This is a genomic window from Actinacidiphila yanglinensis, assembly GCF_900107965.1.
Taxonomy (GTDB): Bacteria; Actinomycetota; Actinomycetes; order Streptomycetales; family Streptomycetaceae; genus Actinacidiphila; species Actinacidiphila yanglinensis.
Genome location: NZ_FNVU01000007.1, coordinates 1 through 24,078 on the forward strand (window position 1 = coordinate 1; position 24,078 = coordinate 24,078).

Sequence of the window (24,078 nt, forward strand, 5' to 3'; positions counted from 1 at the left end):
TTCGACAACACCATCCCCCCCTTCACCGGCACCACCCCCGACGAAGAGGAAACCGGCAGCCGCGAAACCGTCGTCGTCGAAGTCGGCGGCAAACGCCTCGAAGTCTCCCTCCCGGCACACCTCGGGATGGCGCTGGCCCGGACCGGTCTGGCGGCGGGCGCGAAGCCGAAGCGCAGGGCCGCGGCGAAGGCGGCGACGGCTGTCTCCGGCGACACGCTGGCCTCGCCCATGCAGGGCACGATCGTGAAGGTCGCCGTCGAAGAGAAGCAGACCGTCGCCGAGGGCGACCTGATCGTCGTCCTCGAAGCCATGAAGATGGAGCAGCCGATCAACGCGCACCGCGCCGGCACCGTCATCGGCCTGAAGGCGGAGGTCGGCTCCTCGATCTCCTCGGGCGCGGTCATCTGCGAGATCAAGGACTGAGACCCGCGGGGCGGCTGGCGCCACGTCAGCCGCCGCTCACCCGAACCCGCTCCTGATGGACGACGACGCCGGTCGCACTGGTCACGGGACCAGCCGACCGGCGTTCGTGCGTGCGGGGCGGGCCGGCGGTGCGGCCCGTACCGCCGGCTCAGCGCAGCGCGGGCTTCGGCGGCGCCTTGAGCAGGAGCACCATCACCAGCGCGGCGGAGACGAAGATCGCGGCGAGGGTGAAGGCGGCGGTGGCACCGTTGATGAACGCGTCGCTGTGCGCGTGCCGGGAGACCGTGCCGAAGACGGTGACCAGGATCGACAGGCCGAGGCTGCCGCCGACCTGCTGCATCGTCTGGAGCAGGCCGGACGCGGAACCCGCGTCCTTGGGCTGGACCCCGGACAGGATGAAGGTGTTCAGCGGCATCATCGTCCAGCCCACCCCGAAACCGACCAGCATCAGCGGGCCGAGGATGCCGGCGGCGTAGCCGTCGGTCGGGCCGAGCTGGGTGATCCAGATCGTGCCGGCAAGGTTGATCGGCAGGCCGATACTCACCACCGTCTTGGCGCCGAACGTGCCGATCATGCGCGGCGCGAGCCGCGCGGCCAGGAAGAGCAGCCCGGCCAGCGGCAGGAACGCGAAGCCGGTCTTCAACGGGCTGAAGTGCAGGTAGGTCTGGAGGTACTGCGTGCTGAAGTAGAAGACGCCGAACATCCCGGCCGGTACCAGCAGCATCACGCTGTAGGCGATGGCCCGGTTGCGGTCGGCGAACAGCCGCAGCACCACCAGCGGGCGCTCGACCCGTGTCTCGTTGACCAGGAACGCGCCGAGCAGGGCGACCGCGATCGCGAACGAGGTCAGCGCCCGGCCGTCGCTCCAGTCGCTCTCCCCCACCCGGATGAAGCCGTACACCAGGGTGGCCATGCCGAGCGTGCCGGTCAGCGCGCCCGCGACGTCGAAGCGGCCGCCGCGGTGCCGCTCGGTCTCCTTGATGAAGCGGGGCGCGAGCAGCATGATGGCGATGCCGACCGGCACGTTGATGAAGAACACCCAGCGCCAGGAGCCCAGGTCGGTGAGGACACCGCCCGCGGTCAGGCCGATCGCCGAGCCCGCGCCGGACACCGCGGAGAAGACGCTCAGCGCGCGGTTGCGCTCGCTGCCCTCGGAGAACGACGTGGCGATCAGGGCGAGGGTGCTCGGTGCCGCCAGCGCGGCGGCGGCGCCCTGGAAGCCGCGGGCGACCAGCAGCGTGGTGGCATCGTTGGCGACGCCGCCCGCGACGGAGGCGAGGGTGAACGCCGCGACGCCCCACACCATCGCGGTGCGCCGGCCGATCAGGTCGCCTATCCGGCTGCCGAGCAGCAGCAGGCCGCCGAAGGCGAGGGTGTAGACGTTCAGCACCCAGGACATGCCGGTGGCCGAGAAGCCCAGGTGGGTGCCGATGCCGGGAAGCGCGACGTTCACCACCGTGGCGTCGAGCAGGATCATCAACTGGGTGCCGACGATGGCACCGAGAACGAGGTAGGAGTGCCTGCTGGCGGGGGACGACGGCAGGCGGGTGGCGCCCGTGGTGGCGCCGGTGGTGCCGGCGGCCGGGCCGGCAGCGGTGCCGGTGGGGCCGTCGGAATCACGCGTAGTGGACGTGGACATGTTGAGTAAGCCTCCAGCGGAGAGGTAAACGGAGGTCTCCTCCGAAAACTATACGGAGGCACCCTCCGGAAGTACAATCGCTTTCGGCGAGATGTTCCGGAGTGGAGGCGTGACGACGATGCGGGCAGATGCTCAGCGCAACTACGACCGGTTGCTCCTGGAGGCCCGTCAGGCGTTCATCGTGCACGGCACCGATGTCGCCCTCGAGGACATCGCGCGTCACGCGGGTGTCGGCATCGGCACGCTCTACCGGCACTTCCCGAGCCGCTACGACCTGATGAACGCGGTCTTCCTCCGCGAGATCGACCAACTCGCGGCGCGTGCCGAAGAGTTGATGTCCGCCGATGACCCGACGGAGGGCCTCGTCGGATGGCTGCAGGCGGTCGCGGTCCACTCCACCGCCTACCGCGGCATGGCGGCGGCGATCGTCGAGGCGTCCGAGACGCAGATGCCCGCATGCAAGGCGAGCCTGCGCGCGTCCGGCGGGTCACTGCTCGCGCGCGCCCAGCGCGCCGGCGCCGTCCGCGAGGACATCACGATCGGCGACCTGCTCAAGCTGACCTACGCGATCGTGCAGGCGGCGGAGAAGGACCCCGCGGAGAAGGGCGTCTTCCAGCGGCTCATGTCCCTCGCGGTGGACGGCATGCGTCCGCGTCCGGCCGGGGACGCCTTCCGGGCGGGCGGCCCGCACGGCGCGAGCGGTCCGGTCGTGGCGGCCGCCGCCGACGCCCCCGCCCATTCCGGCTGAGCGCGCAGCCTGCCGGGCCGGGGACGGGGGCGCCCGGATCAACCGGGCGGGCCGGGTTCGATCGGGTTCGATCGGGTCAGCGCCGCCGGACGTCGGCGAGGCGCGGGGTGGGGGCCTCCCCACCGGCGGGGGCGCCCAGCGCCTGGCCGCCCCGCAGTCCTTGGTGCCGGCGCGGACCCGGCAGGTCGCGGTGGCCGCGACCGGTCGCGAGCCCGTCCGCCGCGGCGGCCGCCGCCACTGCTGGCGACGGCCCCACCCCGGGCAGGGACGCGACGGTGATCTGCACACCCCTGTCGGCCAGCACCTGAAGCTCCGTACCGGCCCGCTCGTCGTCCGGCTCGGGATCGTCGGTGACGAGATGGGTGATCCGGTCGGTCGGCACCGTCTGGAACATCGTGTCGGTGCCGAGCTTCGTGTGGTCGGCGAGCACCACGACCTCCGCGGCGGCCTGCACCAGCGCCCGGTCCACGCTCGCGGAGAGCATGTTGGACGTGGACAGCCCGCGCTCGGCGGTCAGACCCGCGCCGGACAGAAACGCCCGGGACACCCGCAGCCCTTGCAGCGACTGCTCGGCTCCACTGCCGACCAGGCCGTAGTTCGAGCCGCGCAGGGTGCCTCCGGTCATCACCACCTCGACACGGTTGGCATGGGCGAGCGCCTGCGCCACCAGCAGGGAGTTGGTGACGACGGTCAGCCCGGCCACCCGGGCCAGCCGCCTCGCCAGCTCCTGCGTGGTGGTGCCCGCGCCGACCACGATCGCCTCGCCCTCCTGGACGAGACCGGCCGCGAGATCGGCGATGGCCGTCTTCTCCGCGGTCGCTAGATGGGATTTCTGCGGGAAGCCGGACTCCCTGGTGAAGCCACCCGGCAGCACCGCACCGCCGTGCCGGCGGTCCAGCAGTCCTTCCGCCTCCAGCGCCCGTACGTCCCTGCGCACGGTCACTTCGGACGTCTGGACGACCCGGGCGAGCTCCCGGAGCGACACCGCTCCGTTAGCCCGCACCATTTCCAGAATCAACTGACGACGTTCTGCAGCGAACACGGAACCGACAGTAATGCCAACGACCGGACGGTTTCAGCGTTTTGCACCCGTTGATGGAAGACGTGCACAAAACAGACCGTCAAGTGCTATAGCTCGACCGCGCGTTCCCTTCCCCCCAGGGTTGTGCGCCCCCTCCCCGCTCCCCCCCCCGCACGGCGGTTACGCCGGGCCGGCGTGGTGATCCGGTCGGGGTCGAACCCGGCGAGTCGGCCGCTCCCCTTCGCCGGCTGCTGCTTCTTCCGCGCCGCGGCCTGGTCGTCGAGCGTGCGGGCCTCGACCTCCCAGCGGCCGGCATGTGGCTTCACCGGAGGGGGATCAGGTCACCGAGAACGAGCGAACGCGTCCCACTGTTACCGGACCGGGGCCGGCCGTCACCGCCATGTGACAGCGGGGCGGCGGGAGTTCAGCTGCCGTAGCCGGTCTTGCGGGCGTGCAGCTGGCGGGCGACCTCGGCGATGGAGCCGGACAGCGACGGGTAGACGGTGAAGGCGTTGGCGATCTGCTCGACGGTGAGGCTGTTGTCGACGGCGATCGAGATGGGGTGGATCAGCTCGCTCGCCTTGGGCGCGACCACGACGCCGCCGACGACGATGCCGGTGCCGGGCCGGCAGAAGATCTTGACGAAGCCGTCGCGGACGCCCTGCATCTTGGCCCGCGGGTTGCGCAGCAGCGGGAGCTTGACGACGTTCGCCTCGATCCGCTGGGCGTCGACGTCGGCCTGGGTGTAGCCGACAGTGGCGATCTCGGGGTCGGTGAAGACGTTGGAGGAGACCGTCTTGAGGTTGAGCGGCGCCACCGCGTCGCCGAGGAAGTGGTACATCGCGATCCGGCCCTGCATCGCGGCGACCGAGGCCAGCGCGAAGATGCCGGTGACGTCGCCCGCCGCGTAGACGCCGGGGGCGCTGGTGCGGGAGACCTTGTCGGTCTTGATGTGGCCGGAGTCGGTGAGCTTGACGCCCGCCTCCTCCAGGCCCATCCCCGCGGTGTTGGGGATCGCGCCGACCGCCATCAGGCAGTGCGTTCCGCTGATCATCCGGCCGTCGGCGAGGGCCACCTCGACCCGGTCGCCGACCAGCTTGACGGACTGCGCGCGGGAGCGGGCCATCACGTTCATGCCGCGGCGGCGGAAGACGTCCTCCAGGACGGCGGCGGCGTCCGGGTCCTCGCCGGGCAGCACCCGGTCGCGGGAGGAGACGAGGGTGACCCGGGAGCCGAGCGCCTGGTAGGCGCCGGCGAACTCGGCACCGGTGACGCCGGAGCCGACCACGATCAGCTCCTCCGGCAGCTCGTCGAGGTTGTAGACCTGGGTCCAGTTCAGGATGCGCTCGCCGTCGGGCAGCGCGTCCTCCAGCTCGCGCGGGCGCGCGCCGGTCGCGATGAGCACGGCCTCGGCGGTCAGCCGTTCCGTGCTGCCGTCGGCGGCCTCGACCACGACGGTGCGGGTGCCCTCGGCGGTCGGGCAGCCCTCCAACCGCCCGCGGCCGCGCATCACCCGGGCGCCGGCCCGGGTCACGGCCGCGGTGATGTCGTGCGACTGGGCGAGCGCGAGCCGCTTCACCCGGCGGTTGACCTTGCCGAGGTCCACGTCGACCACCCGGGCCGGACGCTCCAGGGGGGCGCGGCCCTCCTGCCCGCCGGCGACCGCGTGGACGGAGTCGTGCACGAGGATGCCCAGCTCCTCGTGCGAGGAGTCGAAGGTCGTCATCACCTCGGCGGTGGCGATGAGGGTCTTGGACGGCACGCAGTCGGTCAGCACCGACGCACCCCCCAGACCGTCGGTGTCGACGACGGTCACCTCCGCGCCGAGCTGTGCCGCTACGAGCGCGGCTTCGTAGCCGCCGGGTCCGCCGCCGATGATCACGATCCGAGTCACGTACCCCATTGTCCCGCACGCGCCAAGCGATCCGCGCCAGGGTCCGGCCGGGACCGCCGACGGGCGGATCGTGCGGGGACGCGGTGTCCGCTCCTTACGCCGTGTCGACCCCGCTCCCGTACTCTCGTGTCCATGTCGCTCTACGCCGCCTACGGAAGCAACCTCGATGCGCGGCTGATGACCCGCCGCGCCCCGCACTCCCCGCTGCGCGGCACCGGGTGGCTCGACGGGTGGCGGCTGACCTTCGGCGGCGAGCAGATGGGCTGGGAGGGCGCGCTGGCCACGGTCGTGGAGGCGCCGGGCCACCAGGTGTTCATCGGGTTGTACGACATCGCCGAGGTGGACGAGGAGTCGATGGACCGCTGGGAGGGCGTGCCGCTGTCCATCTACCGGCGCACCACCCTGCGCGTGCACACCCTGGACGGCGACGAGGCGGCGTGGCTGTTCGTCCTCAACGACTACGAGGGCGGCCTGCCTTCGGCCCGCTATCTCGGCGAGATCGCGGACGCGGCGGAGTCCGCCGGAGCGCCCTACGACTACGTGATGGAGCTGCGCAAGCGGCCCTGCTGAGGCACCCCGCACCGCACGGCCGCCACCCGGATGCCGGAGCGCGCCCACACCGTCAATTGTCAGAAGATCCGATTTCCGGACGCCACGTGCCTGAGGCGTCTACGCGCGTAGGGAAACACGGGTTACGCTCATCCGCGTGAACGCTTCCGCAGAACCCGATCCCTACGCCGCGGCCGATGCCGCCGCCGCCCGCCTCCGCGAGCTGACCGGCGCCGACACGCACGACGTGGCCCTCGTCATGGGGTCGGGCTGGGTGCCCGCCGCCGACGAACTCGGCACCCACGACCACGAGGTACCGATCACCGATCTGCCCGGGTTCCCCGCGCCCGCCGTGGCCGGCCACTCCGGACAGGTCCGCTCGGTGCGGATCGGCGAGGTGCGCGCCCTGGTCTTCCTCGGCCGCACCCACCTCTACGAGGGGCACGGCGTCGACAGCGTGGTGCACGGGGTGCGCACCGCGGTGGCGGCCGGCTGCAAGACGATCGTGCTCACCAACGGCTGCGGCGGCCTCCGCCCCGGCTTCCGGCCCGGGCAGCCCGTCCTCATCAGCGACCACATCAACATGACCGCCTCGTCGCCGCTGCTCGGCCCCCGCTTCGTCGACCTCACCGACCTCTACTCCCCCCGGTTGCGCGCCCTGTGCCGCGAGGTCGACGCCTCCCTCGAGGAGGGCGTCTACGTCCAACTGCCCGGCCCCCACTACGAGACGCCCGCGGAGATCGGCATGGTCCGCGCGATAGGGGGGGACCTCGTGGGGATGTCCACCGCCCTCGAGGCGATCGCTGCGCGCGAGGCGGGCGCGGAGGTGCTCGGTATTTCCCTCGTCACCAACCTCGCCGCCGGGATGACCGGGGCGCCCCTCAACCACGAGGAAGTTCTCGAGGCCGGCCGGGTGTCCGCGGCCCGCATGGGAGCCCTCCTCCACCAGGTGCTGGGCCGCCTCTGAGGGTTCCTCCCCGCCCGCCCGCCCCTTTTTCCGCCCTCAATCGCCGGGCAGGCTGATATCCCCCGGCGCGCAACCGCGAAGCCGTCCCGCCAATGGCACCGAGCCCCGCCCGGCGCAAAACACGACGCGCACCGCAACCAAACCCACGCCGCCCCGCCACCCGACCTCAAGCCACCCGCCACGGCAACCAAACCCAACCCGCCCGGCGACTGAGGACAGAGCAACGAGCAGCCCGAGCACAGCCAAGCCCGCCCGGCGATTGAGGGCAGGACAACGAGCAGCCCGAGCCCAACCCAGCCCGCCCGGCGACTGAGGACAGAGCAACGGGCAGCCCGAGCACAGCCAAGCCCGCCCGGCGATTGAGGGCGAACGAACGGACCAAGGAGGACCGACGTGCGGCTCGAGCCCACGCAGTGGATCGCTGAGGACCCCGACCCCGAAACCCGAGCGGAGCTCCAAGCCCTGGTGGACGCCGCGAAGGACGGGAACGACTCCGCACGGGCGGACCTCGAGGACCGTTTCCGCGGCACCCTGGAGTTCGGCACCGCGGGCCTGCGCGGAGCGATGGGCGGCGGCCCGATGCGGATGAACCGGGCGGTGGTGATACGCGCGGCCGCCGGCCTCGCCGCGTACCTCGAGAACATCGGCGGCGGCCTGGTCGTGATCGGGTACGACGCCCGCCACCGGTCGGAGCGCTTCGCACGGGACACCGCCGCGGTGATGGTCGGCGCGGGCCTGCGCGCGGCGGTACTGCCGCGCCCGCTGCCCACCCCGGTGCTGGCGTTCGCCATCCGTCATCTGGGAGCGGCGGCCGGGGTGATGGTGACCGCGAGCCACAACCCGCCGCAGGACAACGGCTACAAGGTCTACCTGGGCGACGGCTCGCAGATCGTGCCGCCGGCCGACGCGGAGATCGCCGCGCGGATCGCGGCGGTGGGCCCGCTGGAGACGGTGCCGAGGCCGGAGGACGGCTGGACCGTACTCGGCGAAGAAATCGTCACGGCGTACCTGGACCGTGCGGTGGGCGTGGTCGCGCCGGGCGGCCCGCGCGAGGTGGCGACCGTCTACACGCCGATGCACGGGGTCGGGCTGCGCACGCTGCTGGCGGCGTTCGAGCGGGCCGGGTTCCCGGCACCCGCCGTGGTCCCGCGGCAGGCGGAACCGGACCCGGACTTCCCCACCGTGGCCTTCCCGAACCCGGAGGAGCCCGGCGCGATGGACCTCGCCTTCGCGACCGCGCGCGAGCACCACCCGGACGTGGTCATCGCCAACGACCCGGACGCGGACCGCTGTGCGGCGGCCGTACCGGACCCGGCCGCGCCCGGCGGCGTGCGGATGCTGCGCGGCGACGAGCTGGGCGCGTTGCTCGCGGTCCACCTCGTCCGGCGCGGTGCGGCCGTCCCCGGCCGGGACACCTTCGCGGCGAGCATCGTCTCCTCCTCGCTGCTGTCGAAGATCGCCGCCGGCGCCGGACTCGGCTACGCCGACACCCTCACCGGCTTCAAGTGGATCTCCCGTGTGAAGGGCCTGCGCTACGGCTACGAGGAGGCGCTCGGCTACTGCGTCGACCCGGCGGGGGTGCGCGACAAGGACGGCATCACCGCGGCGCTGCTCGTCGCCGAACTCGCCGCCACCCTGAAGCGGGAGTCCCGCACGCTCGCCGACCTGCTGGACGAACTCGCCCTCACCCACGGCTTGCACGCCACCGACCAGCTCTCCGCGCGCGTGGCGGACCTCTCCCTCATCGGCGCGGCGATGAAGCGGCTCCGGGCGGACCCGCCGGCCGCCCTGGCGGGCCTCGCCGTGACCGGCGTCGACGACCTCGCCGAAGGGGCAGGCGGCCTGCCTCCCACCGACGGCCTGCGGTACCACCTGGCCGGGGCCCCGGTCGACGGTGCCCGTGTCGTGGTCCGCCCCAGCGGGACCGAGCCCAAGATCAAGTGCTATCTCGAAGTGGTCGTGCCCGTTTCCGACGGGTCCGCGCTGACGGCCGCCCGGAGCACGGCGGCCGACCTGCTGGCAGCCCTCAAGGCCGACCTCGCGGCGGCGGCCGGCATCTGATCGCCCGGGCGGGGCCGGCTCAGCCGATCGCCGCGAGCACGATCAGGACGACCGCGCCGGCCGCGGAGGGGGCGATGATCTCGTAGCACCAGCGGATCACCGGACGCGGCCGGGTCTCCTCGTCGATCGGGTGCCGGTCGGCCAGCTCGCGCAGCTCGTTCACCGAGCGGTCGGAGGGAGCGCGGATGGTGCCGTCGTCGTCGGGCCGGCCGGGACGGCGGCGGGGCATCGCGCCGAACACGTCACGGCTGTCCCCCGCCTGCGCCCTCGCGTTCTGCCGGGCCGCGCTCTTGCGGGCGCGTACGGACACCGGGATCGCCCAGAGCTGGAACTTGTGGCCGTCCGCGACCATCTCGGTCGAGTACGCGGCGCGGATGCTGTCCACCCCGGCCCACGGCACGGTGATCGTGCGGAACGGGTTGCGCACCAGGATGCGCTCGTCGCTGGCGTAGACGACCGGCCGGAGGCTGAACGCGATGATCAGCGGGACCGCGCACAGCATCGCCGCCAGGGCCAGCCACGGGGTGTGGCCGGTGCCGCGCGCGATCGCGTCCCCGCCGAGCCATCCGGCCAGGCAGAGCAGCAGCACGCCGCCGATCACGCCGGCCACGGACCGGTAGGAACGGTCGGCGTACTTCGGCTGCCCGTTCCCGGCGGTGGCCGGTCCCGAGCGGTCGTTCTTGGGACTCGTCATAAGGTCCGATTCTGCCCGATCAGGCGTCCCTGTGGTGCCCCTGACCCCCCAGGGTGCCCCGCCCTGCCGGTCGAGGGACCATCTCCCGGTGGTGGGCTTGTCGCGCAGTTCCCCGCGCCCCTGCGTAAGTGCGGGTCCTTCCGCGAAAAAAGGTCGAGCGGCCCCCGCACGCCCGGGTACGTCCACGGAACAAGGGTCACCACCAGGGGGCGCGGGGAACTGCGCGACAAGCCACCCACCGCCAGGTGGTCCGAGAACCGACCGGACCGGGCAACCCGGCCGGACCCCTTCCGTAAGGAGCGTCACCACCAGGGGGCGCGGGGAACTGCGCGAGCAACCCCCACCGGCAGGTGGTCCGGGAACCGACCGAACCGGGCAACCCGGCCGGACCCCTTCCGTAAGGAGCGTCACCACCAGGGGGCGCGGGGAACTGCGCGAACAACCCCCACCGGCAGGTGGTCCGGGAACCGACCGAACCGGGCAACCCGGCCGGACCCGCACCCAGCCCCCCGCAGGAGGTAGCGGAGGTGTTACGCGCGTAGATATGGTGATGTGGTGACCATGTCCTCAGAAGTAGTCCCGCCCTCGACCCTCCTCCCCGACGTGAGCTCCTCCCCCCGGGCCCTGCGCAGCTACCTGCACGGCCTGCCCGGGGTGGACGCCGTCGGGCTGGAGGCGCGAGCGGCAGCCCTGGGCACGCGCTCGATCAAGACGACCGCGAAGGCGTACGCGATCGACCTGGCGATCTCGATGATCGACCTGACCACCCTGGAAGGCGCGGACACCGCCGGAAAGGTGCGCGCGCTGTGCGCGAAGGGCGTGCGGCCGGACCCGGCCGACCGGAGTGTCCCGCCGGTCGCCGCGATCTGCGTGTACGGCGACATGGTCGCCGTGGCGAAGGAGGCGGTGGCCGCCGCGGGCGGCACGGACGTGCACGTCGCGGCCGTCGCGACCGCCTTCCCGTCCGGCCGGGCCGCGCGCAGCGTCAAGCTCGCGGACACCGCGGAGGCGGTCGCCGCGGGTGCGGACGAGATCGACATGGTGATCGACCGCGGCGCGTTCCTGTCCGGCCGCTACCTGGACGTGTTCGAGGAGATCCAGGCGGTGAAGGCGGCCTGCACCCGCGAGGACGGCAGCCGCGCCCACCTGAAGGTGATCTTCGAGAACGGCGAGCTGTCGACGTACGACAACATCCGGCGCTGCTCGTGGCTGGCGATGCTGGCCGGCGCCGACTTCATCAAGACCTCGACCGGGAAGGTGGGGGTGAACGCCACCCCGGCGAACACCCTGGTGATGCTGGAGGCGGTCCGCGACTTCCGCCGGGCCACCGGCGTGCAGATCGGGGTGAAGCCGGCCGGCGGCATCCGTACCGCGAAGGACGCGGTGAAGTACCTGGTGATGGTGAACGAGACCCTCGGCGACGACTGGCTGTCGCCCGAGTGGTTCCGGTTCGGCGCCTCCAGCCTCCTCAACGACCTGCTGATGCAGCGGCAGAAGCTCAGCACCGGCCGGTACTCCGGTCCCGACTACGTCACGGTGGACTGATCCCTCATGGCACACCAGAAGTTCGCGTACGCGCCCGCGCCGGAGTCCCGGGCGATCGTCGACCTCGCACCCTCGTACGGGCTGTTCATCGACGGCGAGTTCGCCGAGGCCGCCGACGGCCGGGTCTTCAAGTCGGTCTCCCCCTCCAGCGAGGAGGTGCTCGCCGAGGTGGCGCGGGCCGGCGAGGCCGACGTCGACCGGGCGGTGCGGGCCGCGCGCAAGGCGTTCGGGACGTGGTCGGCGCTGCCGGGCGCCGAGCGCGGCAAATACCTGTTCCGGATCGCCCGCATCCTCCAGGAGAGGTCCCGGGAGCTGGCGGTGCTGGAGTCGCTGGACAACGGCAAGCCGATCCGCGAGACCCGCGACGTGGACCTGCCGCTGGTCGCGGCCCACTTCTTCTACTACGCGGGCTGGGCCGACAAGCTGGCATACGCCGGTTACGGCCCCGATCCGCGACCGCTGGGCGTGGCCGGCCAGGTCATCCCGTGGAACTTCCCGCTGCTGATGCTCGCGTGGAAGATCGCGCCCGCGCTCGCCGCGGGCAACACCGTGGTGCTCAAGCCCGCCGAGACCACCCCGCTGAGCGCGCTGTTCTTCGCCGACGTCTGCCGCCAGGCGGGCCTGCCGCGCGGTGTCGTCAACATCCTCACCGGGTACGGCGACGCGGGCGCGGCGCTGGTCGCCCACGAGGGCGTGGACAAGGTGGCCTTCACCGGGTCGACGGAGGTGGGCAAGGCGATCGCCCGCACCGTCGCGGGCACCGGGAAGAAGGTCACCCTCGAACTGGGCGGCAAGGCGGCGAACATCGTCTTCGACGACGCCCCGATCGACCAGGCCGTCGAGGGCATCGTCAACGGGATCTTCTTCAACCAGGGCCACGTGTGCTGCGCGGGCTCGCGGCTGCTGGTCCAGGAGTCGGTGCAGGACGAGGTGCTCGACGCGCTGAAGCGGCGGATGGAGACGCTGCGCGTCGGCGACCCGCTGGACAAGAACACCGACATCGGGGCGATCAACTCCGCGGAGCAGCTGGCCCGGATCACCGCGCTCGCCGAGGCGGGCGAGGCGGAGGGCGCGGAGCGCTGGGCGCCCGCGTGCGAGCTGCCCGAGTCCGGTTACTGGTTCGCGCCCACGCTGTTCACCGGGGTGACGCAGGCGCACCGGATCGCCCGGGAGGAGATCTTCGGCCCGGTGCTGTCGGTGCTGACCTTCCGCACGCCCGCCGAGGCCGTGGAGAAGGCCAACAACACGCCGTACGGGCTGTCCGCGGGGATCTGGACGGAGAAGGGCTCGCGCATCCTGTCGATGGCGAGCAAGCTGCGGGCGGGGGTGGTGTGGGCGAACACCTTCAACAAGTTCGACCCGACCTCGCCGTTCGGCGGCTACAAGGAGTCCGGCTACGGCCGGGAGGGCGGCCGGCACGGCCTGGAGGCGTACCTCGCGGCGGCGGACGTGCCGGCCGGCGGGCGGGGCCACGGAGAAGGGGAGGGCGACCGATGAAGGCGCCGGGGACCACGACGCGGCTGAGCGTCCAGAAGACCTACAAGCTGTACGTCGGGGGCAAGTTCCCCCGCTCCGAGAGCGGCCGGGTGTACGAGGTGACGGACTCCAGGGGTGCCAAGGGCTCCGGCGGCGGGCAGGACGGCGGCGCGTGGCTGGCGAACGCGCCGCTCGCCTCGCGCAAGGACGCGCGGGACGCGGTGGTCGCGGCCCGCAAAGCGGTGGCCGGCTGGTCCGGGGCGACCGCGTACAACCGCGGGCAGGTGCTCTACCGCGTCGCGGAGATGCTGGAGGGGCGGCGCGAGCAGTTCGCCCGCGAGGTCGCCGACGCGGAGGGCCTGTCGAAGGCGAAGTCGGCGGCCGTGGTGGACGCGGCGGTCGACCGCTGGGTCTGGTACGCGGGCTGGACCGACAAGATCGCCCAGGTGGTAGGGGGCGCCAACCCGGTTGCCGGTCCTTACTTCAACCTCTCCACGCCCGAACCGACCGGCGTGGTCGCGGTACTCGCGCCCCAGGACTCGTCCTTCCTCGGACTGGTCTCGGTGCTCGCCCCGGTGATCGCCACCGGCAACACCGCGGTCGTGGTCGCCGCCGAGCGCGCGCCCCTGCCGGCGCTGTCCCTGGGCGAGGTGCTCGCCACCTCCGACGTGCCCGGGGGCGTGGTCAACCTCCTCTCCGGCCGCACCGCGGAGATCGCCACGCCGCTCGCCGCCCACCAGGACGTCAACGGGATCGACCTCACCGGCGCCGGCCCCGAGCTGGCCGCCGAACTGGAGGCCGCCGCGGCCGACAACCTCAAGCGGGTCCGCCGGCCCGCCCTTGGGGAGGACTGGACCGCCGACCCGGGCACCTCGCGCCTGACGGCCTGGCTGGAGACCAAGACGGTCTGGCACCCGATCGGGGTCTGAGGGCTCCGGCGGTCAGTGCGGGAGCAGGCCGGTGACGGAGCCGGTCAGCGGCAGGCTGCCCAGCGAACCGCCGCCGGTGAGGGGCTCGGTGGCGTCGGTCGTCGACACGGTCTGGAAGTCGGCGACCTGGGAGCCGACCCCGTTGGTGAGCGGGTCGACCGTGGTGTTGCTGAGCGGGTCGAGCTTCAGCTCGCGGACCGGCTCGATGCCGTTGGCGAGGGCGCCGGTCACCGACTGGGTGGGCACCGCGGAGGTGATCCCCGAGGTGGGCAGCGCGCCGGTGGCGCTCTGGAGGTCCGGCAGCGCCGCCGGGGCGTCCGCGGCGAAGGCGGTGGCCGCCGGGGTGACGGCCACCGCCGCCGCGGCGGTCAGCGTGAGGGTGAGGGCGGTGCGCAGCGAGGGCATGTGCGTGCTCCTGTCGACGTCATCGGTTGCTGTCGCAGCGTAACGTAATGACCGCGGACGGTAGTTGTCATACCGGGGGGAGTCCCCCGGGCGTGGTTCCGGGAGAATGGTTGTCCGTGAGTTCACCTTCCCGCTCCCGCGTGATCCTGCTGGCCGGACCGTCCGGTTCGGGCAAGTCATCGCTCTCCGCGCGAACCGGCCTGCCGGTCCTGGCACTCGACGACTTCTACAAGGAGGGTGGCGACCCCACGCTCCCGCTGCTGCCCGGCGGTGACGCGGCCGACTGGGACGCCCCCGGTTCCTGGCACGCGGACGCGGCCGTCGCCGCGATCAGCGAGCTGTGCGAGCGCGGCAGTACGGACACGCCGCGCTACGACATCGCGTCCAGCGCGGTCGCCGGGTGGAACCGGCTGGACCTCGCGGGCGCGCCGCTGTTCGTCGCCGAGGGCATCTTCGCCGCGGAGATCGTCGAACGCTGCCGCGCCCTCGGGCTGCTGGCCGACGCGATATGCCTGCGCGGCAACCCCGCGACGACCGCACGCCGCCGCTTCGTCCGCGACCTGCGCGAGGGGCGGAAGTCGGTACGGTTCCTCATCCGGCGGGGCTGGCACCTCTTCCGCGCCGAACGCGCGATCGTGGCTCGCCAGGTCGGGTTCGGCTGCGCGCCGTGCGATCAGCGCGCGGCGCTTTCCCGTATCGCCGAGGCCCACCCCCGGATGCCCCTGTCCGTCAGCTGAGGGACCTTGCGGTCCGCGGTGGTTGCTCGCGCAGTTCTCCCCCAGCCTGGCGGCTGGGAGGTGCCCCCACGCGCCCCTTGGTGGTGACCCTCTTTCCGCGGAGGGACCCGTACCCATCCGGGGGGTTGCGACCTTCATTCCGCGGAAGGACCCGCACAAACCAGGGGCGCGGGGAACTGCGCGACAAGCCCACCACCGGCAGGTGGTCCCTCAACCGGCAGAACGGGGCACCCCGGAGGGTCCGGGAACCGTCGCTACGCGACCAGCTCTCCGAACGCCTCTTCCTCGCTGCGCCCGAAACTCAGCGCCTCGTCCTCCCGCATGCGCCGCAGCGACCGCCAGATGCTGCTCTTCACGGTGCCGACGCTTATGTTCAGGATGTCGGCGATCTCCGGGTCGGTGCGGCCCTCGTAGTACCGCAGCACGAGCATCGTGCGCTGCTGCTCGGGCAGCCGGGCGAGTGCCTGCCACAGCACGGCCCGCAGCTCCGTCCCGCCCATCTCGTCGGTGTCGCCGACCGTCTCGGGCAGTTCCTCCGTCGGGTACTCGCTGAGCTTGCGGCGCCGCCACGCGCTGATGTGCAGGTTGGTCATGGTCCGCCGCAGGTAACCGCCGACGGCCGCCTTGTCGCTGATCCGGTCCCAGGCGCGGTACGTGGAGAACAGCGCGCTCTGCAGCAGGTCCTCCGCCGCGAAACGGTCGCCGGTCAGGTGGTAGGCGGTCGCGTAGAGCGACGCGCGCCGCTCCTGCACGTACGCGGTGAACGCGGCCTCCGCCTCGGCGGAGTGCTGCGCGCCGCGCTGCTCCGGCACCCGCGCCGCGGCGGGCTCGGCGCCCGCGGGCTGCGTCGCGTCGACCGGCGCGATGTGCGCGGGACGCGGGCGGGCCGGCTGGAAGGTGCTGGTGCGTCCGGTGCCGCGCGCGTACCCCCGTCCGTTCGCGGCACCGGACATCTCGCTGGCCCGGAACCCGGGGCGTGCGTGCGCGGCATGAACTGCGGTGGTGGTGGTGCTGTGCAGTGCGTTCATCTCGCGCCCCCGTTGGTGGAACCTGCCACGTGGTCTTCGGCGTCGCAGCCTGTGTGGCCTCGCGTTCGTCCGATGGGCATAAGACTGCCGGGCCAGTTTCATCACGCTGTCCGCCGAGTGTCACAGAGCCGTCACAGAGGAAAGCCGCAGGAAGGCGGGGCCGGGCAGAGCACGTCACCCCCGCGCATCCAGGGTCCGTACGGCCCCTCGCCCCTCAGGAAACCCACCAGGAACCGGGCGTCACACCGGTTTACGCGCACCTGCGGGAGTCGCTACGGCTCGACCCCTTCCCGCACCCTCACCCTCGTAGGCAACAATGGCGCCGTGCCTTTCCTGTTGCTGATCGAGGATGACGACGCCATCCGTACGGGTCTCGAACTCGGCCTGTCCCGCCAGGGCCACCGTGTGGTGGCCGCTGCGACGGGCGAGGACGGCCTGAAACTGCTCAAGGAGCAGCGGCCCGACCTGATCGTGCTGGACGTGATGCTGCCCGGGATCGACGGTTTCGAGGTCTGCCGGCGCATCCGGCGGACCGACCAGTTGCCGATCATCCTGCTCACCGCGCGCAGCGACGACATCGACGTGGTGGTGGGGCTGGAGTCCGGTGCCGACGACTACGTGATCAAGCCGGTGCAGCCGCGGGTGCTGGACGCCCGCATCCGTGCGGTGCTGCGCCGCGGCGAGCGGGACAGCACCGACTCGGCGGCGTTCGGCTCGATCGTGATCGACCGGAGTGCGATGACCGTCACGAAGGACGGCCAGGACCTCCAGCTCACCCCGACCGAGCTGCGGCTGCTGCTGGAGCTGAGCCGCCGGCCGGGCCAGGCGCTGTCCCGGCAGCAGTTGCTGCGGCTGGTGTGGGAGCACGACTACCTCGGCGACTCGCGGCTGGTGGACGCCTGCGTGCAGCGGCTGCGCGCGAAGATCGAGGACGTTCCGTCGTCGCCGACCCTGATCCGTACCGTCCGCGGCGTCGGCTACCGCCTGGACACGCCTCAGTGAGCCGTGCCCATGGCGGCCTGTTCGGGTTGCTGCGCTGGACCAGCCTGCGGTTGCGGCTGATCGCGGTGTTCGCGCTGGTGGCGCTGACCGCGGCGGTGTCGGTGTCGGGGATCGCGTACTGGCTCAACCGCGACGCGGTGCTCACCCGGGCGCAGAACAGTGCCCTCAACGACTTCCGCGACTCCCTGCAGCGCAACGCCTCCTCGCTGCCGGTGGAGCCCACCTGCAAGTCGCTGGGCATAGCCGCGAACCGGATCGGGGGCCCGGACACCTACCAGGTCGTCCTGATCGACAACTCGGCCGGCGGGCCGTGCGCGGAACGGTCGGACGGCAGCACCTTCTCGATGGACGACGTGCCCGCCTCGCTGGTGCGGGCGGTGAACACCAAGCACACGAAGGACGACGGCCGCTACCACCTGCACTGGGAGCGGATCTCGCTGGAGGGCCACCCCTATCTGGTGGCGGGCGCCCGGATAAACGGCGACGGCCCGACCGGCTACATGCTCAAGTCGCTGGACGCCGAGCGCAAGGACCTCAACTCGCTGGCCTGGTCGCTGGGCATCGCCACGCTGCTGGCGCTGATCGGCGCGGCCCTGCTGGCCCAGGCGGCCGGATCCGCGGTACTGCGGCCGGTGCGGCGGCTCGGCGAGGCCGCCAAGCGGCTCGGCGAGGGCCAGCTCGACACCCGGCTGAAGGTGTCGGGTACCGACGAGCTCGCCGAGATGTCGCGGACCTTCAACAACGCGGCCGAGCAGTTGGAGGGGCGGGTCGAGGAGCTGCGGGCCCGCGAGGCCGCCAGCCGCCGCTTCGTGGCGGACATGTCGCACGAGCTGCGCACCCCGCTGACCGCGATCACCGCGGTCACCGACGTCCTGGAGGACGAGGCGGATGCGCTGGACCCGATGATCGCCCCGGCGGTGCGCCTGGTGGTCAGCGAGACCCGGCGGCTGAACGAGCTGGTGGAGACGTTGATGGAGGTCACCCGGTTCGACGCCGGGACCGCGAAGCTGCGGGTCGACGAGGTGGACGTCGCCGACATGATCATGGCCTGCATGGACGCGCGGGCCTGGCTGGACTCGGTGGAACTGGACGCGCCGCGCGGGCTGCTGGCCACCATCGACCCGCGCCGGCTCGACGTGATCATGGCGAACCTGATCGGCAACGCGCTCAAGCACGGCGGCTCCCCGGTCCGGGTGAGCCTGCGCCGGGAGGGCGGCCCGGACGGCGAGATCGTGATCGTGGTCTCCGACCGCGGTCCCGGCATCCCCGAGGACGTGCTGCCGCACGTCTTCGACCGGTTCTACAAGGCCGACGCCTCCCGGGCCCGTTCCGAGGGCAGCGGCCTGGGCCTGTCCATCGCGATGGAGAACGCGCACATCCACGGCGGCGACATCACCGCCGCCAACGGCTCCGAGGGCGGCGCGGTGTTCACGCTGCGGATGCCGGTGCGCCCGCCCGCGGAGGACGACGAGGGCGGCGCCACCCGGGCGAACGGCACGGCGGGGACGAACGGCGACGACGGCAAGGGGTCCCCGCCGCCCGGCGGATCCACCAGGAGTGGCGAGGGCGGCGCCGAAGGGCCCGCGGGGGGCGCGTGATGACGGCGAGAAACGCACCGGCGGGCGGCAGGGGGCCCGGCGGGCGCCGGGTGCGGCCCGGAGGGGGCGGGCGCGGCCCGCGCCGCTCCGCGGCCGTTCTGGCGGCCTCCTGCGCGGTACTGGTGACGCTGGCGGGATGCGGCATCCGCTCCACCACCGTCCCGGTCGACGACGGCGCGGCGCCGTCCCGGGTGGCGTGCGCGCCGCCCAAGGCCCCGTCCGCCACCTCACCGGACATGGTGGTCCACCGCGTCTACCTGGTGTGCAACACCCAGGTCGCCCCGGTCTCGCGCACCACCGAGGTGCGCGACGGGCGGATCAACCGGCTCGGCGAGGTCAGGACGCTGCTCTCGCAGCTCCAGATCAGCCCGCGCGCCACGGAGACGAAGGACGGGTTCTCCACCGCGGTGCCCGGCTTCCTGCAGATCGACGGACCCGTCAAGGGCGACCGCGCGGACGCGCTGCGCCTCAACGAGCCGCTGGACGAGCTGCCCTCCTTCGCCCTCGCGCAGATCGTGTGCACGTTGGCCGCCGACTCGGCGGTCGCCCCCGACGGCAAGGTGGTCCTCGGCGGCCCGGCGCCCGACGGCAAGCTGCGCGGGTACGGCTGCACGTCGGATCTGCTCACCGGCACCGACGAGGCGGACATGACGGGCATGCCCCTCAGCTGATCGTCAGGGGCCTCGCCAGGGGCTTGTGACCGGGATCACGCAGGTGGCGGGCGTGTCGCAGTGGCGGAACGGGAACCGGCGCGCGTGATGCGGGCGTCATCGAGAACGTGCGGCACGACGGCTTTGTCTTCAGGGTGCGCGCGGCCGGGCTGCTGCTCACCGCCGCGTATCTCGTGTTCGTCGGATGGATGCTGTTGCGGCCGCATTACGTGGCGTGGGTGCCCGCGCCGAACCTGCGGCCGCTGGGCACGATCCGCGAGGACCTGTCGATGGGCCCGGTCGAGGCCGCCCGTCGGCTGGGCGCGGGGCTCGGGCTGCTGGCCCCGCTGGGCGTGCTGCTGCCGATGGCCGGCGGGCGGCCCGACGCGTCGGGGCTCGCGTCCTTCCTGCGGACGGTCTTCGCCGGGCTGATGGTCTCGATGCTGGTGGAGTTCACCCAGACGATGGTGCCCGGGCAGCTCTTCGACGTGGACGCGCTGATCCTCAACACGGTGGGTGTCGCGGTGGCGCACCTGCTCGTCGTCCCGGCGGCCCGGCGCCGCCTCCTGCGGGGACTCCGCGAGGCCGAGCCGGTTCCCCCGCTTCCGCTGACCGCGAGCGTGCCCTGACCCTCCGGGGTGCCTCGTCCTGCCGGTTGAGGGACGTTGCGGTCCGCTGTCAACAGAACGGGGCACCCCGGAGGGTCAGGGCACCCGGGATTACTCAGCCACCGAGAGGCAGACCGCCGAGCAACCCCGTGGCCGGCCCGAGCGAGTTCCCCGACAGGTGATTGTCCGAGGGCACGAGGCTCCCCGACCCGGTCGGCAACGCGGACGTCCCGTTGCCGAGAGCGGTCTGCGCACCCGCCACCGTGGAGGTGGCACCGGGAACGAGGTTGGCGGCCGAACCGATCGGGGCGAGGGCTTCGCCCGACTGCACCAGGCCGGTGGCGGAGGCGGTACCGGCCGCCGCGGCGGTGACGGCGAGACCGAGGGCGACGGTGGTGAGGGACTTCTTGGTGAGGGTTTGCATGGCAACGGAACGTAGTCAGCTGATCGCGTTACTCGCAACCGGCGTGGCGCGGCCGTGATGCCGATCCGCACCCCGGCGCACAACCCCCTCGCTCAACCCCGCTCTGCGGCAGAATCGCTGGCCAGAGGCGGTGCGGCGGCGCCCGACGCGAACAGCCACTCCGCCTTCAACTCGGCGTAGCCCGGCTTGATCACCTCGTTGATCATGGCAAGCCGTTCGTCGAAAGGGATGAACGCGGACTTCATCGCGTTGACGGTGAACCACTGCATGTCGTCGAAGGTGTAGCCGAACGCGTCGACCAGATGCCCGAACTCCTCGCTCATGCTGGTGCCCGACATCAGCCGGTTGTCGGTGTTGACGGTGACCCGGAAGTGCAACCGCCGCAGCAGCCCGATCGGGTGGTCCCGGTAGGAGGTCGCCGCACCGGTCTGGAGGTTGGAGCTGGGGCACATCTCCAGCGGCACCCGCTTGTCGCGCACGTAGGAGGCGAGCCGGCCGAGGTGCACGCCCTCGTCGTCGACCGTGATGTCGTCGATGATCCGCACCCCGTGGCCGAGCCGGTCCGCGCCGCACCACTGGAGGGCCTGCCAGATCGACGGCAGGCCGAACGCCTCGCCGGCGTGGATGGTGAAGTGGTTGTTCTCCCGCTTGAGGTAGTCGAACGCGTCCAGGTGCCGGGTGGGCGGGTAACCCGCCTCCGCGCCGGCGATGTCGAAGCCGACGACGCCCCGGTCCCGATAGCGGTTGGCGAGTTCGGCGATCTCCTGGGAGCGGGCCGCGTGCCGCATCGCGGTGAGCAGCGCACCGACCCTGATCCGATTGTCCCCCTCCCGCGCGCGCCGCTCGCCTTCCCTGAACCCCTCGTTGACCGCCTCCACCACCTGCTCCAGGGTCAGCCCGCCCTCCAGGTGCTGCTCGGGGGCGTACCGCACCTCGGCGTAGACGACGCCGTCGGCGGCCAGGTCCTCGGCGCACTCGGCGGCGACCCGGACCAGCGCGTCGTAGGTCTGCATCACCGCGCAGGTGTGCGTGAAGGTCTCCAAGTACCGTTCCAGCGAGCCGGAGTCGGCCGCCTCGCGGAACCACCGGCCCAGCTTGTCGGGATCGGTCTCGGGCAACGCGTCGTATCCGGTCGCCCGCGCGATGTCGACGATCGTGCCGGGCCGCAGCCCGCCGTCGAGGTGGTCGTGCAGGAGGACTTTCGGGGCGCGGCGGATCTGTTCTGCCGTGGGGAGGTGAGGTGTCGGGTTCTGCATCCTCGAACGATAGTCCCTACGCGCGTAGATATCGCGTCGGGACCAACTATTTTCCGCTCGGCCATCGAACGCACACCCTCCTGTCTGCCATCGTTGCGCCATGGCTTCGCAAGCATTACCGGCACGTGGCGCGCGACTGGGGCGTCAGGTCGCACCCGGCCTGGTATCCGTGCCCCGGCAGCGCGATCAGTACGCCGGCGCGAGGACCGTGCGCGCGGTGGTGCTCGCGCTGCCCGGCGGCGACGCGCTCAGCACCCGCCGCCGCTCGCCCATGGCCGCCGCGACGATGTGGCCGCTCGCCCGCCACCTCGTCCGGTCCGGCGCGCCCGACGGGGTGGCCGCGCACGTCGTGCACTACCGCTTCCGCGGCTGGAACGGCGGTCACGCGCATCCCGCGGAGGACGCGGAGTGGGCCGTCGGCGAGGCGGTGCGGCGCTACGGCGACGTGCCGGTGTGCCTCGTCGGCCTCGACATGGGCGCGCGGGCGGCGCTGCACGCCGGCGGGCACCCCGCCGTGCGTTCCGTCGTCGCGCTCGCGCCGTGGCTCCCCGAGGATCCCGAGCCGGAGCCGGTCAAGCAGCTCAACGGGCGCCAGGTGCTGATCGTGCACGGTACCGACGACAGTTCGACCGATCCCGAGCTCTCCTATCGCCTCGCCGAGCGGGCGAAGAAGGTGAATCGGGAGGTGTGCAGGTTCGAAGTGCACTCCGACGGGCACGGGTTGCACCAGCACCGGGCGGAAGTCTTCGCGCTCACCACGGATTTCGTGCTGGGGTCTCTTTTGGAGCGGCCGTTTGCCCGGCCTGTCGCCGATGCGCTTGCGGCTCCGCCGCCTTTGGGGTTGAGGATGCCGCTTGCCTCGGGGTTCGGCCGGTCCCTGAGGGTGCCCTGACCCTCCGGGGAGCCCCGTCCTGTTGTCACGGGACCTTGCGGTCCGCGGTGGTTGTTCGCGCAGTTCCCCGCGCCCCTGATATGTGCGGCACCCTCCGCGAAAAGAGCGTCACCAACCAAGGGGCGCGGGGAACTGCTCCCCCAGAGCTCCGCCTGGGAGGTGCCCCCACAACCCACAGCGGACCGCAAGGTCCCTCAACCGACAGGACGGGGCAGGCGGGTGGGTCGGGGCGGTCAATACGTTCTCAGGGGCGGTCGATGCGTTCGAGGATGACGGGTGAGGGCGTGAAGGAAGCACCCTCGGGTGCGAGGGTGAAGGCTCCTTCGAGGGCGTCCAGGGCGGTCTGGAATCGCTCCGGGGTGTCCGTGTGGAGGGTGAGCAGCGGGGCGCCCTCGGCGACGGTGTCCCCCGGCTTCGCGTGGAGTTCGACGCCCGCGCCGGCCTGGACGGCGTCCTCCTTGCGGGCGCGGCCGGCACCGAGGCGCCAGGCGGCGACGCCGACGGCGTAGGCGTCCAGCGCGGTGAGCACGCCGCTCGCGGGGGCCGTCAGGACGTGCTGCTCGCGGGCGGTGGGCAGGGGCGCCGAGGGATCGCCGCCCTGGGCGCTGATCATCCGGCGCCAGACGTCCATCGCGGAGCCGTCGGCGAGTGCCTTGACCGGGTCGGCGTCGGGCAGGCCGGCGGCGTCGAGCATCTCGCGGGCGAGGGCGAGGGTGAGCTCGACGACGTCGGCGGGGCCGCCGCCGGCCAGCACCTCGACGGACTCGCGCACTTCGAGCGCGTTGCCCGCGGTGCGGCCGAGCGGGGTGGACATGTCGGTGAGCAGCGCGACGGTGCGCACCCCGTGGTCGGTGCCCAGCCCGACCATGGTGGATGCCAACTCGCGGGCGTCGTCGAGGGACTTCATGAAGGCGCCGGATCCGACCTTGACGTCGAGGACGAGCGCGCCGGTGCCCTCGGCGATCTTCTTGGACATGATCGAGGAGGCGATCAGCGGGATCGACTCGACGGTGCCGGTCACGTCCCGCAGCGCGTACAGCTTCTTGTCGGCGGGCGCGAGCCCGTCGCCCGCCGCGCAGATCACGGCGCCGGCGTCCGCGAGCACGGCCAGCATCTCGTCGTTGCCGAGCGAGGCCCGCCAGCCGGGGATGGACTCCAGCTTGTCGAGGGTGCCGCCGGTGTGGCCCAGGCCCCGCCCGGACAGCTGCGGAACGGCCGCGCCGCACGCGGCGACCAGCGGTGCCAGCGGCAGCGTGATCTTGTCGCCAACGCCGCCGGTGGAGTGCTTGTCGGTGGTCGGCCGGACCAGCCCGGAGAAGTCCATCCGCTCGCCGGAGGCGATCATCGCGGCGGTCCAGCGGGCGATCTCGGCCCGGTCCATGCCGTTCAGCAGGATCGCCATGGCCAGCGCCGACATCTGCTCGTCGGCCACCTCGCCACGGGTGTAGGCGTCGATCACCCAGTCGATCTGGCCGTCGCTGAGCCGGCCGCGGTCGCGCTTGGCACGGATGACTGAAATGGCGTCCATGAAA

General features: G+C 72.3%; 23 protein-coding genes. 14 read left to right on the top strand and 9 right to left on the bottom strand.

The features are described from left to right. The coding region (locus C4U44_RS17415) for an acetyl-CoA carboxylase biotin carboxyl carrier protein subunit (RefSeq protein ID WP_146088283.1) at nt 1-423 on the top strand (423 nt) is incomplete at its 5' end. A 148-nt stretch (nt 424-571) separates the two neighbouring features. Here the strand turns inward: C4U44_RS17415 and C4U44_RS17420 are convergent. Beyond that, a complete protein-coding gene (locus C4U44_RS17420) occupies nt 572-2,062 on the bottom strand; it encodes an MFS transporter (RefSeq protein WP_103886759.1) in 1,491 nt (496 codons plus the stop codon). A 118-nt stretch (nt 2,063-2,180) separates the two neighbouring features. Here C4U44_RS17420 and C4U44_RS17425 point away from each other — a divergent pair, with 118 nt between their 5' ends. Continuing rightward, nucleotides 2,181-2,810 carry a TetR/AcrR family transcriptional regulator gene (locus C4U44_RS17425; protein WP_103887084.1) on the top strand — a complete coding sequence of 210 codons (630 nt, stop codon included), beginning with the start codon at nt 2,181-2,183 and terminating at the stop codon, nt 2,808-2,810. Nucleotides 2,811-2,886: 76 nt separating this feature from the next. Here the strand turns inward: C4U44_RS17425 and C4U44_RS17430 are convergent, their stop codons facing one another. Then, a complete protein-coding gene (locus C4U44_RS17430) occupies nt 2,887-3,816 on the bottom strand; it encodes a DeoR/GlpR family DNA-binding transcription regulator (RefSeq protein ID WP_235032159.1) in 930 nt (309 codons plus the stop codon). 439 nt (nt 3,817-4,255) lie between these two features. Further along, complete coding sequence (locus tag C4U44_RS17435) at nt 4,256-5,734, bottom strand: NAD(P)H-quinone dehydrogenase (RefSeq protein WP_103886761.1); 1,479 nt, start codon at nt 5,732-5,734, stop codon at nt 4,256-4,258. 123 nt (nt 5,735-5,857) lie between these two features. On the opposite strand from C4U44_RS17435, the gene C4U44_RS17440 reads away from it, so the two are divergent. The 3 genes from C4U44_RS17440 (at nt 5,858) to C4U44_RS17450 (ending at nt 9,302) form a co-directional block, all read left to right on the top strand. Next, nucleotides 5,858-6,295 (top strand): gamma-glutamylcyclotransferase, encoded by a 438-nt coding sequence (locus tag C4U44_RS17440; protein WP_103887085.1) that lies wholly within the window; start codon nt 5,858-5,860, stop codon nt 6,293-6,295. 136 nt (nt 6,296-6,431) lie between these two features. Then, entirely contained in the window at nt 6,432-7,241 is an 810-nt protein-coding gene (locus tag C4U44_RS17445; protein ID WP_103886762.1) for a purine-nucleoside phosphorylase, read from the top strand. 393 nt (nt 7,242-7,634) lie between these two features. After that, the gene (locus C4U44_RS17450; RefSeq protein ID WP_103886763.1) at nt 7,635-9,302 is read left to right on the top strand and encodes a phospho-sugar mutase; all 1,668 of its coding nucleotides are present in this window, start codon (nt 7,635-7,637) and stop codon (nt 9,300-9,302) included. Between the two features lie 19 nt (nt 9,303-9,321). On the opposite strand, the gene C4U44_RS17455 is transcribed toward C4U44_RS17450, so the two are convergent. Then, nucleotides 9,322-9,996 carry a PH domain-containing protein gene (locus tag C4U44_RS17455; RefSeq protein WP_103886764.1) on the bottom strand — a complete coding sequence of 225 codons (675 nt, stop codon included), beginning with the start codon at nt 9,994-9,996 and terminating at the stop codon, nt 9,322-9,324. A 561-nt stretch (nt 9,997-10,557) separates the two neighbouring features. On the opposite strand from C4U44_RS17455, the gene deoC reads away from it, so the two are divergent. The 3 genes from deoC to C4U44_RS17470 are packed head-to-tail and all read left to right on the top strand — an operon-like array spanning nt 10,558 to nt 13,946. Further along, the gene (gene deoC / locus C4U44_RS17460; protein ID WP_103887086.1) at nt 10,558-11,541 is read left to right on the top strand and encodes a deoxyribose-phosphate aldolase; all 984 of its coding nucleotides are present in this window, start codon (nt 10,558-10,560) and stop codon (nt 11,539-11,541) included. A 6-nt stretch (nt 11,542-11,547) separates the two neighbouring features. Further along, nucleotides 11,548-13,038: an aldehyde dehydrogenase family protein gene (locus tag C4U44_RS17465; RefSeq protein ID WP_103886765.1), complete on the top strand. Its 1,491-nt coding sequence runs from the start codon at nt 11,548-11,550 to the stop codon at nt 13,036-13,038. After that, on the top strand, nt 13,035-13,946 hold the full coding sequence (locus C4U44_RS17470; protein WP_103886766.1) for an aldehyde dehydrogenase family protein: 912 nt from the start codon (nt 13,035-13,037) through the stop codon (nt 13,944-13,946). The genes C4U44_RS17465 and C4U44_RS17470 overlap by 4 nt, the downstream gene beginning before the upstream one ends. Nucleotides 13,947-13,958: 12 nt before the next feature. Here C4U44_RS17470 and C4U44_RS17475 read toward each other — a convergent pair whose 3' ends face one another. Further along, the gene (locus tag C4U44_RS17475) at nt 13,959-14,351 is read right to left on the bottom strand and encodes a hypothetical protein (RefSeq protein WP_103886767.1); all 393 of its coding nucleotides are present in this window, start codon (nt 14,349-14,351) and stop codon (nt 13,959-13,961) included. A 47-nt stretch (nt 14,352-14,398) separates the two neighbouring features. On the opposite strand from C4U44_RS17475, the gene C4U44_RS17480 reads away from it, so the two are divergent. Further along, nucleotides 14,399-15,088 carry a nucleoside/nucleotide kinase family protein gene (locus C4U44_RS17480; RefSeq protein ID WP_235032160.1) on the top strand — a complete coding sequence of 230 codons (690 nt, stop codon included), beginning with the start codon at nt 14,399-14,401 and terminating at the stop codon, nt 15,086-15,088. A 254-nt stretch (nt 15,089-15,342) separates the two neighbouring features. On the opposite strand, the gene C4U44_RS17485 is transcribed toward C4U44_RS17480, so the two are convergent. Next, on the bottom strand, nt 15,343-16,116 hold the full coding sequence (locus tag C4U44_RS17485) for a SigE family RNA polymerase sigma factor (RefSeq protein WP_103886768.1): 774 nt from the start codon (nt 16,114-16,116) through the stop codon (nt 15,343-15,345). Nucleotides 16,117-16,440: 324 nt separating this feature from the next. On the opposite strand from C4U44_RS17485, the gene C4U44_RS17490 reads away from it, so the two are divergent. The 4 genes from C4U44_RS17490 to C4U44_RS17505 all read left to right on the top strand — a co-directional run bounded on the left by C4U44_RS17490 (nt 16,441) and on the right by C4U44_RS17505 (nt 19,995). Next, nucleotides 16,441-17,118, top strand: coding sequence for a response regulator transcription factor (locus C4U44_RS17490; RefSeq protein WP_103886769.1), 678 nt, complete (start codon nt 16,441-16,443; stop codon nt 17,116-17,118). Continuing rightward, nucleotides 17,115-18,716: a sensor histidine kinase gene (locus C4U44_RS17495; RefSeq protein ID WP_235032161.1), complete on the top strand. Its 1,602-nt coding sequence runs from the start codon at nt 17,115-17,117 to the stop codon at nt 18,714-18,716. Before C4U44_RS17490 ends, C4U44_RS17495 begins: the two co-directional genes overlap by 4 nt. Then, nucleotides 18,716-19,387: a hypothetical protein gene (locus C4U44_RS17500; protein WP_200823298.1), complete on the top strand. Its 672-nt coding sequence runs from the start codon at nt 18,716-18,718 to the stop codon at nt 19,385-19,387. Before C4U44_RS17495 ends, C4U44_RS17500 begins: the two co-directional genes overlap by 1 nt. A gap of 107 nt (nt 19,388-19,494) precedes the next feature. After that, nucleotides 19,495-19,995, top strand: coding sequence for a VanZ family protein (locus C4U44_RS17505; RefSeq protein WP_235032162.1), 501 nt, complete (start codon nt 19,495-19,497; stop codon nt 19,993-19,995). Between the two features lie 94 nt (nt 19,996-20,089). On the opposite strand, the gene C4U44_RS17510 is transcribed toward C4U44_RS17505, so the two are convergent. Further along, nucleotides 20,090-20,398 (bottom strand): hypothetical protein, encoded by a 309-nt coding sequence (locus C4U44_RS17510; RefSeq protein WP_103886771.1) that lies wholly within the window; start codon nt 20,396-20,398, stop codon nt 20,090-20,092. A 92-nt stretch (nt 20,399-20,490) separates the two neighbouring features. Beyond that, nucleotides 20,491-21,654 carry an adenosine deaminase gene (locus C4U44_RS17515; RefSeq protein WP_103886772.1) on the bottom strand — a complete coding sequence of 388 codons (1,164 nt, stop codon included), beginning with the start codon at nt 21,652-21,654 and terminating at the stop codon, nt 20,491-20,493. Between the two features lie 100 nt (nt 21,655-21,754). Between C4U44_RS17515 and C4U44_RS17520 the strand changes: the two genes are divergently transcribed. Beyond that, nucleotides 21,755-22,546, top strand: coding sequence for an alpha/beta hydrolase (locus C4U44_RS17520; protein WP_103886773.1), 792 nt, complete (start codon nt 21,755-21,757; stop codon nt 22,544-22,546). A 244-nt stretch (nt 22,547-22,790) separates the two neighbouring features. Here the strand turns inward: C4U44_RS17520 and C4U44_RS17525 are convergent, their stop codons facing one another. Continuing rightward, nucleotides 22,791-24,074: a thymidine phosphorylase gene (locus tag C4U44_RS17525; protein ID WP_103886774.1), complete on the bottom strand. Its 1,284-nt coding sequence runs from the start codon at nt 24,072-24,074 to the stop codon at nt 22,791-22,793. Nucleotides 24,075-24,078: the final 4 nt, after the last annotated feature.

What these genes read in the sequence shown, in the direction of transcription:
- C4U44_RS17455 (WP_103886764.1), bottom strand. Translation starts at nt 9,996, where the DNA reads ATGACGAGTCCCAAGAACGACCGCTCGGGACCGGCCACCGCCGGGAAC.
- C4U44_RS17480 (WP_235032160.1), top strand. Translation starts at nt 14,399, where the DNA reads ATGACCGCGGACGGTAGTTGTCATACCGGGGGGAGTCCCCCGGGCGTG.
- C4U44_RS17515 (WP_103886772.1), bottom strand. Translation starts at nt 21,654, where the DNA reads ATGCAGAACCCGACACCTCACCTCCCCACGGCAGAACAGATCCGCCGC.
- C4U44_RS17510 (WP_103886771.1), bottom strand. Translation starts at nt 20,398, where the DNA reads ATGCAAACCCTCACCAAGAAGTCCCTCACCACCGTCGCCCTCGGTCTC.
- C4U44_RS17470 (WP_103886766.1), top strand. Translation starts at nt 13,035, where the DNA reads ATGAAGGCGCCGGGGACCACGACGCGGCTGAGCGTCCAGAAGACCTAC.
- C4U44_RS17520 (WP_103886773.1), top strand. Translation starts at nt 21,755, where the DNA reads ATGGCTTCGCAAGCATTACCGGCACGTGGCGCGCGACTGGGGCGTCAG.
- C4U44_RS17475 (WP_103886767.1), bottom strand. Translation starts at nt 14,351, where the DNA reads ATGCCCTCGCTGCGCACCGCCCTCACCCTCACGCTGACCGCCGCGGCG.
- C4U44_RS17440 (WP_103887085.1), top strand. Translation starts at nt 5,858, where the DNA reads ATGTCGCTCTACGCCGCCTACGGAAGCAACCTCGATGCGCGGCTGATG.
- C4U44_RS17500 (WP_200823298.1), top strand. Translation starts at nt 18,716, where the DNA reads ATGACGGCGAGAAACGCACCGGCGGGCGGCAGGGGGCCCGGCGGGCGC.
- C4U44_RS17430 (WP_235032159.1), bottom strand. Translation starts at nt 3,816, where the DNA reads ATGGTGCGGGCTAACGGAGCGGTGTCGCTCCGGGAGCTCGCCCGGGTC.
- C4U44_RS17465 (WP_103886765.1), top strand. Translation starts at nt 11,548, where the DNA reads ATGGCACACCAGAAGTTCGCGTACGCGCCCGCGCCGGAGTCCCGGGCG.
- C4U44_RS17425 (WP_103887084.1), top strand. Translation starts at nt 2,181, where the DNA reads ATGCGGGCAGATGCTCAGCGCAACTACGACCGGTTGCTCCTGGAGGCC.
- C4U44_RS17485 (WP_103886768.1), bottom strand. Translation starts at nt 16,116, where the DNA reads ATGAACGCACTGCACAGCACCACCACCACCGCAGTTCATGCCGCGCAC.
- C4U44_RS17420 (WP_103886759.1), bottom strand. Translation starts at nt 2,062, where the DNA reads ATGTCCACGTCCACTACGCGTGATTCCGACGGCCCCACCGGCACCGCT.
- deoC (WP_103887086.1), top strand. Translation starts at nt 10,558, where the DNA reads ATGTCCTCAGAAGTAGTCCCGCCCTCGACCCTCCTCCCCGACGTGAGC.
- C4U44_RS17525 (WP_103886774.1), bottom strand. Translation starts at nt 24,074, where the DNA reads ATGGACGCCATTTCAGTCATCCGTGCCAAGCGCGACCGCGGCCGGCTC.
- C4U44_RS17435 (WP_103886761.1), bottom strand. Translation starts at nt 5,734, where the DNA reads ATGGGGTACGTGACTCGGATCGTGATCATCGGCGGCGGACCCGGCGGC.